Origin of the sequence: Butyrivibrio sp. M55 (assembly GCF_900116865.1) — a bacterium.
Lineage (GTDB): Bacteria > Bacillota > Clostridia > Lachnospirales > Lachnospiraceae > Butyrivibrio.
Genome location: NZ_FPCD01000001.1, coordinates 348,431 through 360,207, shown reverse-complemented (window position 1 = coordinate 360,207; position 11,777 = coordinate 348,431). Strand labels below are relative to the sequence as shown.

Annotated in this window: 11 protein-coding genes; 7 read left to right on the top strand and 4 right to left on the bottom strand. The window is 41.4% G+C overall.

All coding sequences use genetic code 11. From position 1 onward, the window contains the following. Nucleotides 1-8 precede the first annotated feature (8 nt). The 5 genes from mnmA (at nt 9) to BM398_RS01675 (ending at nt 2,489) form a co-directional block, all read left to right on the top strand. On the top strand, nt 9-1,109 hold the full coding sequence (mnmA, locus tag BM398_RS01690; protein ID WP_092336140.1) for a tRNA 2-thiouridine(34) synthase MnmA: 1,101 nt from the start codon (nt 9-11) through the stop codon (nt 1,107-1,109). Nucleotides 1,110-1,219: 110 nt separating this feature from the next. Continuing rightward, the gene (locus BM398_RS17060) at nt 1,220-1,384 is read left to right on the top strand and encodes a hypothetical protein (protein WP_175531792.1); all 165 of its coding nucleotides are present in this window, start codon (nt 1,220-1,222) and stop codon (nt 1,382-1,384) included. A 51-nt stretch (nt 1,385-1,435) separates the two neighbouring features. After that, nucleotides 1,436-1,738 (top strand): hypothetical protein, encoded by a 303-nt coding sequence (locus BM398_RS01685; protein ID WP_092336139.1) that lies wholly within the window; start codon nt 1,436-1,438, stop codon nt 1,736-1,738. A 13-nt stretch (nt 1,739-1,751) separates the two neighbouring features. Continuing rightward, on the top strand, nt 1,752-2,006 hold the full coding sequence (gene pptA / locus BM398_RS01680) for a tautomerase PptA (RefSeq protein ID WP_255367627.1): 255 nt from the start codon (nt 1,752-1,754) through the stop codon (nt 2,004-2,006). Nucleotides 2,007-2,048: 42 nt separating this feature from the next. Then, the gene (locus BM398_RS01675; RefSeq protein ID WP_330390511.1) at nt 2,049-2,489 is read left to right on the top strand and encodes a GNAT family N-acetyltransferase; all 441 of its coding nucleotides are present in this window, start codon (nt 2,049-2,051) and stop codon (nt 2,487-2,489) included. A 290-nt stretch (nt 2,490-2,779) separates the two neighbouring features. Here the strand turns inward: BM398_RS01675 and BM398_RS01670 are convergent, their stop codons facing one another. Then, nucleotides 2,780-3,802, bottom strand: coding sequence for a LacI family DNA-binding transcriptional regulator (locus tag BM398_RS01670; RefSeq protein ID WP_242949737.1), 1,023 nt, complete (start codon nt 3,800-3,802; stop codon nt 2,780-2,782). 2 nt (nt 3,803-3,804) lie between these two features. After that, nucleotides 3,805-5,223 carry a glucuronate isomerase gene (uxaC, locus tag BM398_RS01665; protein WP_092336137.1) on the bottom strand — a complete coding sequence of 473 codons (1,419 nt, stop codon included), beginning with the start codon at nt 5,221-5,223 and terminating at the stop codon, nt 3,805-3,807. A 193-nt stretch (nt 5,224-5,416) separates the two neighbouring features. On the opposite strand from uxaC, the gene BM398_RS01660 reads away from it, so the two are divergent. After that, nucleotides 5,417-6,919: a UxaA family hydrolase gene (locus BM398_RS01660; protein WP_092336136.1), complete on the top strand. Its 1,503-nt coding sequence runs from the start codon at nt 5,417-5,419 to the stop codon at nt 6,917-6,919. Between the two features lie 9 nt (nt 6,920-6,928). On the opposite strand, the gene BM398_RS01655 is transcribed toward BM398_RS01660, so the two are convergent. Further along, nucleotides 6,929-9,040 carry a hypothetical protein gene (locus tag BM398_RS01655; protein WP_092336135.1) on the bottom strand — a complete coding sequence of 704 codons (2,112 nt, stop codon included), beginning with the start codon at nt 9,038-9,040 and terminating at the stop codon, nt 6,929-6,931. Nucleotides 9,041-9,190: 150 nt separating this feature from the next. Further along, nucleotides 9,191-10,453, bottom strand: coding sequence for a nucleotidyltransferase (locus BM398_RS01650; protein WP_092336134.1), 1,263 nt, complete (start codon nt 10,451-10,453; stop codon nt 9,191-9,193). Nucleotides 10,454-10,568: 115 nt separating this feature from the next. Between BM398_RS01650 and BM398_RS01645 the strand changes: the two genes are divergently transcribed. Continuing rightward, nucleotides 10,569-11,765, top strand: a complete 1,197-nt coding sequence (locus BM398_RS01645; protein WP_092336133.1) for an acetate/propionate family kinase — start codon at nt 10,569-10,571, stop codon at nt 11,763-11,765. The last annotated feature ends 12 nt before the right edge of the window (nt 11,766-11,777 follow it).

Here is an 11,777-nt window from a genome sequence, read left to right as displayed (position 1 = left end):
GAGTTTTTATGTCAGAAAATGTTTTAAATAATGAATCAAATAAGAAGGCTTTAATAGCGATGAGTGGCGGTGTGGATAGCAGTGTTGCGGCTGCACTTATTGCGGACAGAGGTTATGATTGCATGGGATGCACCATGAGGTTATATGAAAATGACGTTATTGGTGAAGATCTCTTTGGAACCTGCTGCAGCCTTAACGATACTCAGGATGCGAGAGCAGTCTGCGAGAAGATTGGAATCCCATATAATATCTACCATTACGAAGCTGAATTCAGAGAGAAAGTTATTGAGCCATTCATCTGCAGCTACGAAAATGGTGAGACGCCAAACCCTTGTATCAGATGCAACAGATACCTTAAGTTTGACAGCCTCTACAACAAGGCCAAAGAACTTGGCTACGAATATATCGTAACGGGACACTATGCGCGAATCGAGGAAAGAGACGGCAAGTACTACCTTCTCAAAGCCAAAGATCCCAACAAAGACCAGAGCTACGTTCTCTACGATCTTACACAGGAACAGCTCGCGCATACATTCTTCCCACTCGGAGAATATACAAAGAACGAAGTAAGAGCAATTGCAGAGGAGAAGCAGTTTGTAACATCGCACAAGAGCGAGAGCCAGGACATCTGCTTTGTCCCCGACGGCGACTATGCCGCAATGATAAGACGTTATAGAGACAAAGAGTACGAAAAAGGTGACTTCGTAGACACCGAAGGAAACGTCCTCGGAACACACGAAGGTATCATAAACTACACAATCGGCCAGCGCCGCGGTCTCGGAATTCCTGCCGACAGAAGACTTTATGTAAAGCAACTAGACGTAAAAAATAACAGAGTCATCCTTGCCGACAACAAAGACCTCTTCGAGAAAGAACTCATAATCCGCGACTTCCACTGGATCACAGGTGATGTTCCGGCTGAACCAATGCGTTGTAGCGCCAAAATCCGCTACCGCCATAAAGAGCAACCTGCAACCCTCGAAGTTCTCAGTGACGGCAAAGCCAAGATTACTTTCGACGAACCTCAGCGCGCTATTACCGCCGGCCAATCCGCAGTTCTCTACGACGGCGACATCGTCCTCGGTGGCGGAATCATCACAAATGATTGATTGCACAGATAAAATAGTTTTTCTAGTAAAATAGTTATCTGTGGATGCCGATAAAATCTATGTAGGAAAAAGTATTTGACAACGGATTCTTCATAGGGGGGATGCATCTAATGAATATAGCAGGTGTTTTCGGAGAAAAAAGAGCCAAAATAGAATATTATGGTAATGATAATAAAAGCCAAAGCTCTTATATTGCCCAAAGCGCATCAAGCAAGAAAGACATAGAAGATGTTTTCGAAGGTGAAATAGTATTAAATGAGCCTCGAAACTTATGATTATATGCATATGAAATTAGTAGATAAAAAGCGGATTTAGAGGAATTGAATTTGAAAAAGATAACTAATTTTATGTTAATCATATTGAATGTATGTGCTTGCGCTTGTCTATTTTATTTTGGTTTTTTATTTGTTTCTGGAAGCGATGTAGTAGCTTATCCCGATGCAATGCTACCAATGAAAGATTGGGAACGAGGAGGGATGGCATTAACTATTGGGCTATTACCTCTTTTCATTGCAAATTTTTTAGGGTATTTATACATTCAACTTGGAAGCAAGAAGATACGAAGGATTCTTTTTATTCCTTCTTTTGTTTGCGTGGGATTAGTGGCTTGTTTTTGGATTAACAGATAAAGTGCGTTGACAAATCGGAGTTTGTAGGGGGAATATTATGCCGCATATTGAGATAGAGTGTTTTTCAGGAAGAACAGACGAACAGAAAGAACAGTGTGCTGAAAGAATAGCTGATGTTGTGGCTGAAACATTAGGCTGCAAGACGTCTAGCGTATCTGTTGCAATTACAGATGTACCTGAAGAAGAGTGGAAGGAAAAAGTTTGGGATAAGCATATTGCTCCAGAATTGAATAACCTTTATAAGAAGCCGGGATATACATGTGAGTAAAGAGGAATGCAAATTCAAGCTTGTAAAGGGAAATTGATTATCATGATAAGAAAAGCAACAATAAATGATTTGGTACGTATAGCAGAAATACAGGTCTTCAATTATCGATTGTTCTTTTATCCTATATTTAAATCAGATGAGTATTATTTTGACGAACTGCAAGTTCCCACTCTCATGAAGGAATATGAAACAGGTATCGATGGCTTGTATGTATATGATGATGGGGTGATTAAGGGCTTCATAAAGATTGAAGGCGCTTATATAGCGCGGTTATTTGTAGAGCCTGTTCTTCAAAATGGCTCTATAGGCTCGCAATTGCTGGAATATGCTATAAATGAACACAATGCAGACTATCTCTGGGCGCTTCAAAAGAATGAAAAAGCAATACGCTTCTATGAAAGGCATGGCTTCAAAGCGACAGGAGAAAAGAAGCTTGAAGACGGTACTACCGAGTATCTTATTCTTATGAAAAAGTATGCTTAGAGGGTTATATAATTAGACGGGATTCTGAGCAGAATAATTTCCGTATGAGATTCATAATATACTTTCCATGCGGGACCTCGGTTATTTTTTATTTGTACAAGCAAGATGATTTTCAAAATTTATGAAAACAGGAGATGCTGACTTCTCTGAACAACGTGAAAGGAAGCATCTCCTGTTTTTATAAATTAATGAAAATCACTGCGCAGACAACCAAAAAATAACCGAAGTCCCGCATGGAAAGTATACATAAAGGGCAATACCGTAAATCACGGCATAGCCCCATTCTACATTTAGAAGTTTGTCGATCCCCTCTTGATGAGCTCGCCCGAGAAGATTGTCTTCTGAGGCATCTCATTCTGACTGAGAGTTCCGATAAGTGTTTTGACAAGCTGAATACACATATCTTCAAGACGATTGTCGATAGAAGAGATGTTGGGTTCTGAACAGTGAGCCAGGATAGAATTGTTATATCCTACAATCTGAAGCTTGTTCGGCACATCGATCTTATTTGCTTTCGCAAAATTCATGGCACCGATAGCAAGGAAATCCTCACTCGTAACAATTCCGTCGAACGTAAGACCTTCTTTGTAAAGCTTGTCGACAAAATCCCTTACCCCGTCGATGTCCTCACGACTTCCGGGGAAGCATTGCTGATATTCCTTCCTGAGAGGAATGTCATGTGTTAAGAGTGCATTCTGGAATCCGGCAAGCTTCTTTAAACCGGAATATGTTGTGCTGTTGTAGAGATACAGAATATTCTTTATTCCTGCATCAAGCATGCATTCCGTAGCATCCTGAGTTGCCTTGTAGTCATCGCAGAGTGTGCAATATACATTGGGGCAATCAAAGTCTGCATTGAGAAGCATGATAGGTACTGAAGCAGCTCCCTCAATAACATACTGGTTATCTTCAGCATTGTTCATGATAAAGTTAGAACCGACCATTATTACGCTGTCTACATGCTGAGAGAGTAGGAGATTAAGGCATTTCTTACGAGATGGAATCTCGTAACCGGTACAGCATAATACTGAATTGTAACCATTTTCTCTAAGGTTCTGCTCAATGTAGTAAATTGCCTTTGCAAGATACAGATCGGATGCATCGGCGCAAAGAATACCAACGGTCTTCATTGAATTGAGACCGAGTCCTCTTGCGAACGCATTTGGCTTGTATCCGCATTGTTCAATTATATCCAGTACCTTTTTTCGGGTGCGGGGCTTAACGTTAGAGCTTCCGTTGAGTACACGGGAAACTGTAGCGATTGAAACTCCGGCTTTTTTGGATATGTCGTAAATAGTCATTTGGTTGCTCATACTTATCTCGTTTCTAAAGGAAATTTGAAGTATCTAACTGCATTGTTATATGAAATATCAGCGGCAATCTGTCCGAGTGTATCGATGCACTCTGCAGGATATTCGCCGTTTTCAACAAGTGATCCAAGGAAGTTGCAAAGGATTCTGCGGAAGTACTCGTGTCTTGTGTAAGAAGTAAAGCTTCTTGAATCTGTGAGCATTCCTACGAAACCTGAAAGGTTACTTGATTCTGCAACTGCCTTTAAGTGCTGCTCCATGCCGAGCTTAGTATCATTGAACCACCATGCGCTTCCCTGCTGAATCTTGGCAACTGTAGGAGCCTGATTGAAGCAGTTGAGCATAGTGTTGATGATCATAAGATCGTTGGGGTTAAGGCTATAAATGATCGTCTTGGGAAGAGCATCCTTTGAATTAAGTGCATCAAGGAAGTCTGCAAGTTCGCCCATAGGATAGTAAGCATCAATAGCATCAAATCCTGTGTCGGGACCGATCTTATTAAACATAGCTGTGTTGTTGTCACGCTTGCATCCGAAGTGGAGCTGGATAACCCAATCTCTCTTAGCACATTCCTCACCCTCAAAGAGCATGAATGCTGTCTGGTACTGAAGGTACTCTTCGTAAGTAACTTCTCCGCCGTTCATCTTCTTAGCGAAGATTTCCTCGATTTTTTCTTCAGAAACAGGCTTGTACATAACGTACTCAAGAGCGAAGTCTGCAACGTTGCATCCCTTCTGCTCGAAGTAATCGTGTCTAACCTTAAGAGCTTCTTTCAAAGCCTTGAATGAATCAATCTTAACGCCGCTTACTTCAGATAACTGATTGATATATGAAGCAAATTCGGGCTTGATGATGTTCTTAGCTTTGTCGGGACGCCAAGCGGGAAGAACCTTAACATCGAATGTCTCGTCATTCTTTATCATATCATGCCATTCAAGTGTATCAACAGGATCGTCTGTTGTACAGATGAGTGTTACATTTGACATCTTGATGAGCTTTCTTGCGCCCATATCGGGAGCCTGAAGTACTTTGTTGCAGATGTCGTAAACTTCCTCAGCTGTGCTCTCATTGAGAACTCCGTCATAGCCGAAGTATTTTTTGAGCTCAAGGTGTGCCCAGTGGAAGATAGGGTGTCCGACTGATTTTCCGAGGCACTTTGCAAAAGCAAGGAACTTCTCTTTGTCGGAAGCATCACCTGTGATGTATTTCTCTTCAATACCGAAAGATCTCATGAGACGCCATTTATAGTGGTCTCCGCCGAGCCAAACCTGTGTAATGTTCTCAAAGTGCTTGTCCTCAGCGATTTCTCTGGGATTGATGTGGCAGTGATAATCAAGTACAGGTACTTTCGCTGCGTAGTCGTGGTAAAGTGTCTTGGCGGTTTCGCTCTGTAAGAGGAAATCCTTGTCCATAAATTTCTTCATTAAAAAATACCCTCCGTTTATAAACGTAAATTTTTTATTTCTAAATATGTAAGCATTTTCATATTTTTCAAAAGTATTATACAAGAGCCGTATATTAAATACAATAGCAAAAATTCGTTGACGAGTGGTCATATTGAATATATGATGAGGTTGTAAATGCTTACATCAGGATGAGGGTAAAAAGAGGTAGTAAATGAATAAAATTCTTAAAATCAATGAGAAGGACAATGTTGTTGTTTGCCTTGAGCCTGTAAAGGCGGGGGATGAGATCACGCTTTCCGACGGATCTGTAATCAAGGCAAGAGAAGACATTCCTTCGGGGCACAAGATGTCCGTCAAAGCTATAGGACACGATCAGGAAGTTATCAAATACGGCTTTCCGATAGGTCGTGTTACGGAGAATGCTGAGCCCGGAACATGGATTCATACCCATAATACAAAGACTAAGCTTAACGGTATTCTTCAATATGAGTATATGCCGGACGCTGAGGATATATCTGAGAAGCTCAAGATGATGGGGAAAGAAAAGAGCTTTTTTCACGGATATGTAAGAGACGACGGAAGAGTCGGAATCAGAAACGAAATATGGATAATCCCTACAGTTGGCTGCGTAAATAACATTGCGACAGCTTTGGCAAAAGAGGGAAATCATATGATAAAGGGAAGCATCGACGAAGTTGTTGCTTTCACGCATAATTACGGCTGTTCGCAGACGGGTGACGATCAGGAGTATACAAGGACTATCTTGTCAGATCTTATAAGACACCCCAACGCGGGAGGTGTGCTTGTAGTTGGCCTTGGCTGCGAGAACAGCAATATAGATGTATTAAAGCCTTATCTTGGTGATTATGACGAGAACAGGATCAAGTTCCTTGTTTGTCAGGAATCGGATGATGAGATGGAAGACGGTATCAGGCTTTTGCAGGAAATAATCGATGCGACAGCCGGAGACAGAAGAGAGAAAGTTAGCGCGTCAAAGCTTGTTATCGGGCTTAAGTGCGGGGGAAGCGATGGATTTTCGGGAATTACGGCAAATCCTCTTGTCGGACGAATCTCTGATATGATAATAAAACGCGGCGGAACATCGATCCTTACCGAAGTACCTGAGATGTTCGGTGCGGAGACGCTCCTTATGAACAGATGCAAGGATAAAAATACTTTTCATGACACCGTTGATATGATCAATAATTTCAAAGAGTATTTTACCAAGCTCGGAGAGCCTATATATGAGAATCCTTCGCCCGGAAATAAGGCCGGCGGCATTACGACGCTCGAGGATAAATCACTTGGCTGTACCCAGAAGTCAGGAAGTTTTCCTGTTATGAACGTTCTTGACTACGGTGAGACCACCGATACCACAGGGCTTAACCTTCTTTGTGCACCAGGAAACGATCTTTGCGCAGCTACGGCACTTGCAGCATCGGGCGCTCAGATAGTTCTTTTTACAACAGGAAGAGGAACTCCGTTTGCATGCCCTGTACCTACGCTTAAGATTTCAAGTAACAATAGGATCAGAGACAAGAAGAATAACTGGATAGATTATTCTGCGGGAGATGTTCTTGAGGGAAAGAGCTTTGATGAGCTTGCCGAGGAGCTCTTTGATATGATACTCAATGCGGCATCCGGCGAGAAACTTAAAAGTGAAATAGCCGGCTTCCATGATATGGCAATATGGAAGCGCGGCGTTACATTGTAATTGCTGTATTTATTTGGCAAGATATTCAATTTGGTCTGTGAGTTCATGAGGAACTTCCAGACCTTCTTTTTTTAGCCTGAATTCAAGGTTCTGAAGAGGCTTTGAGACATTGGCATTGTGCGCAGTGTAATGATTTATGAGCTCCTTGTACTGCGGATTGTCATAAACCACTTCGCGATATTGTCTTGAAAAAGGACATGAGTTAAACAGAATCTCTCTTGCGACCTTGTTTAGTCTCAGTGACCCTGTAGCCTCAAATTTCAGGTATGCGAGGTAGTCGCTTATGAAAATGCTCTTGTAATTATTGTTATATTTTTTTAGATCAAGGCGAAGCTTATCTTTTTGTTCGGAAGAAAGAGTCTGGTTTTTCTTAAAGAACTGAAGATAGTCGCAGTACATGGAAGTTAACGAAGGATCTGTGACATCGTTCCAGTGTACGCCTTGTTCCGTCTTGCACATTTCCCATCTGAACTCGCCAAGCAGCTTTATCATGCAGTCTTCGGTATTTTCAAGGTTGAAGATTGAGATGAGCATTCTGCCTTTTGTATTTCTTTTTTTACCCTCGATTTCCTGCCACAAAGTGGCTCTGGTACCCGCATTTGGCATAAGTATGATATAGGGCTCGACTTCCTCAGCGTAATAAACCTGCGTGATCCCGATGTCGGTGTTGGAATACACGGCCTGCCTGCAGAATACTCCAAAGTCGATGCTTTTAATCTTAGAGATGTGCTCCTTTATTTTTGACGAAGTCATATATGCGAGATTGAGCGGCTTTAGCACGTTCATTGAATCGAACACGGGAACGAATACGGAGATTCTGCCGAACGTCATCCTGTTTCCGAGTGAAAAGAGATTGTTAATCTCGAAGTCGAGTCGGCTATCGGGATTGTTTATCATGGCGTCGATCTGTTCCTGTTTAAGAACGCCCGTGGCCTTTTGCTCGCGAAGATATGTTTCCCAGTCCTGGTCAAATTCGTTTCTTGAAGGATCGGCCTGAAGTTTGTAGACTTTTTTGAGCCACTCCGATAGAAGGAGAATATTGCCTTCGGGATCGGGAACATAGGATCTTGCGATGTTACAAAGGATGGAAGTATTCTTTTCACCTGCGAGTTCTTCATCGACAAAGCCAAACATAAGGAACATCTTGACTTCTATCGGTATGTCTTTGTCTGACAGGCTCTTTAAGAATACTTTTTTGTATATTTTATAAAAAGACGATGAGATGTTTTTTCGAAGGAGACGCGCTTCGTCAGCTGTATCATAGCGGGTTTCGCTTGCTTTAAATGCGGCAATCTCATCCTGAAATTTGGCGGATAGTTCCGAATCTACGCCTGAGTATGTGAGAATAACGGCGAGAGCGTTGGTGATTACCGGATCGTTTTCATTTCCTTCCGTAGCTTTTTCGTTGTTTTCAATCTTTGCATGTATCATCTTCAAGGTGGTGGTGAAATCAGATGTATTTCTGCTCAGCTGCTTCTTGTACGCGGTAAGGAATTTGGTTGAAACGGAAATTAGTTTCTGGTTCTTTTCCGCGATCATGATCGTTCCGATCGCTATGTCCTGACTAAGCGCGTAATAGGACTTTCCAAGAGCTGCTTCATGCTCCTTAAGACTCTTGTAATAGCCATATTCCCAACTTGAAAGCATATTATTTTTTACGGGAGGAACTATGAGATCGAGCATTTCGAATTTTGTCGGGACTTCGCCTGCCCTTATGCAAAGTTCGGGATAGTCTGCGTAGTCCGATTTAACTTTTTTGAATTCAAAAAGGGCCGATTCGAAAAGCCTTTCATATTCTGAAAATAGTTCGTGAGTTATAAAAACGGATTGTGAGGCGAGAACTGATGTGATCTTTTCGTTGCATCTAAGCATTGCGAGAATATCATCTGTGCCTTCGTAAGGATAAGTGTAGACGGAAGCGTCTTCCAAAGCTTCGTATGTGTATTGGTATTCTTTTGAAGGGGATTCAACAAGACCGATGATTCCTCCAACATTTATTACAAATGAAGTGAATTGATCGGTTGCCCTGATTTTTCCTTTTACAAGAATTTCTAAAGTACCTACAGTGTCGGACATCGCTTTATGCACGATCTGTCCTTTGGTTAATGTAACAAGTCCCATTAAAAATCTCCTCAAAGCCGGTCTGAAAAATATTTTTAAAGAAAAGCATGAAAAACATTAAAACTATATAACTATGAAATTCTACATGTATATGTTAGCACGATAAAATAGCATCTGCAATCCGAAAAACGCCGTTTTTAGGCTTTTTCCCTAGAGTATGATCGGCGGAAGGCTGAATTCACTGACATTTTTTTGACCACATAAAAGATTATATACTTTTGATGCAGCAAGGGTCTCGTTTAAAAGCTGCAAGGGTAGTGGATCAAGTATCTTCTCGGCATCTTTTAGTCTGTTGATCACGGGGATTTCAGAGTCTTCGCCTATTTCAGCCAGTAAGGGAAAAGAACTCTTTTTTTGCCCGAGGATCCTGATAAATGAGGTGAAGTTGTCGGCCTTGTATTCTTGCATATTGCAGGCTTTGATATCAAGAAGGATATGCATAAGGCATCTGCTTATGCGGGTGTAGGAGAGGTCTTTTGATTTAAGGATGTTGCAGAATCCGTCAAAAGTCTTGTATTTATCTGTTGCTTTATCTATCTTATTTGAAAGGCTTTCGTTTATATCAAGGAAAGCCGTGAAATCGCCTTTGTTCTGCAGGAGCTTGTAATATAGAAGGTTATCAAGGATGTCTTCTTTTACAAATTCTTCGCGGAGCAGCTTATCATTTAGTAATTTAAAAGATGTTTCGGGCATGGCATTTTTAACAGAGTCTTCGAGGGTTAGCTTGCCGTCCGAAGTTTTTTTGATGCTGTTTCTTATCGCGGTTGCAGAAGAGTATTCGGTAAGATCTGTTGAATGGTAGGATTCGCCGATTCTTTTTATCATTACGGGTGTGATATGGCTGTTTGCTTTTCTTAATGCGCGCAGATACTCGGTTGCAAGAATGCTGTTCGGTAATGTAAGCGCTTTTTTGATATCAGCTTCTTTGTCACATTCACATATCGATGAATTAATCGCGCAAAGCTCCGAAAATACTGCACTTTCACGGGAAGAGGCATAGCTTTTCCCGCTTTTTACATTCTCTTTTATATTGCGTTTAAATGAATCTGATTCCTCGTTTAAAATGTCTGCAATATTGAACAATAAATCTATGTTTTCCGATTCACTTCCAAAGCAAAGATAATCCACGAAATTTAATTTGTTTAAAAGTGAAACGGCGCCTGATGCAAAGTACTCGGCACTTCCCAAAGCGTAGTAGGACGGAAGTTCCAAAACGAGGTCAGCGCCTGAATCAAGGGCAGATTTGGCTCTTGTGAATTTGTCTGTTATTGCGGGTGCTCCGCGCTGCACAAAATCACCGCTCATAACTACTATACAGTAGTCTGCACCGGTTCTTTTTTTGCTCTCTTCGATGAGAAATTTATGGCCGTTATGGAACGGATTAAACTCAGCAATGATTCCTACAGTTTTCATCTTGTTGTAAACGCTTTCAAAAATTTAAAAATTTTGTACACTTTTTCTATTGTTATGAAATAGTATTATAAGTATCATGATATATTATATTACATTTGAAAAGAGGCAATTTGATATGAAAATTTTAGTTATTAACTGTGGAAGCTCTTCACTTAAATTTCAGCTTATCGATTCAGAGAGCGAGCAGGTTATCTGCAAAGGTCTCTGCGAGAGAATCGGTATTGACGGAAGCAGAATAGTATACACTCCCGAAGGAAAGGATAAGATCACTGTTGAAACTCCTATGCCCGATCACAACAAGGCAATCGAGCTTGTGATCGAAGCTCTTACCAATAAGGAGAATGGTGTTGTTGCTTCACTTGATGAGATCGGAGCTGTAGGACATCGTATTGTTCACGGCGGAGAGAAGTTTACAGAATCTGTAGTAATAAATGATGAAGTAATCAAGGCAATTGAGGATGTGAGCGACCTTGCTCCTTTGCATAATCCTGCAAACCTTATCGGAATCAAGGCTTGTATGAATGCAATGCCCGGCGTACCTATGGTTGCGGTATTCGATACAGCTTTCCATCAGACAATGCCTGAGAATGCTTATCTCTACGGACTTCATTATTCATACTACGAGAAGTACGGAATCAGAAGATACGGATTCCACGGAACAAGCCATTCTTATGTAAGTAAGAGAGCTGCAGAGATCCTCGGTAAGGACATCAAGGACCTTAAGCTTATCGTTTGTCACCTTGGAAACGGTGCATCAGTATCTGCCGTAAAGGGCGGTAAGTGCATCGACACTTCAATGGGACTTACACCTCTTGAGGGACTTATCATGGGAACCAGAACAGGTGACATTGATCCTTCTGTCGTAGAATTTATTATGAAAAAAGAGAATCTTTCCGTTGCGGAAGTAAACAATATTCTTAATAAGAAGTCCGGTGTATTCGGCCTTTCAAACGAGCTCTCATCTGACTTCAGAGATCTTGAAGACGGATACTTAAGCGGAAATGAAGGTGCTAAACGTGCAGTTGACACATTCGCCTATAGAGTTGTAAAATACATTGGCGCTTATACTGCAGCTATGGGCGGAGTTGATGCAATCTGCTTCACAGCCGGTGTGGGCGAGAATAGTGGCTTTACTCGTAAAATCATAATTGACGGCCTCGGATTTATCGGCGCATCATTGAATGAAGAGGCTAATACTGTACGTGGTAAGGAAGAGATTATTTCTAATCCTGATAGCAAGGTAACACTTATGGTTGTTCCTACAAATGAAGAGCTTGCGATCGCTCGCGACACATACGCTCTTTGCAAATGACTTTTAAAGCCG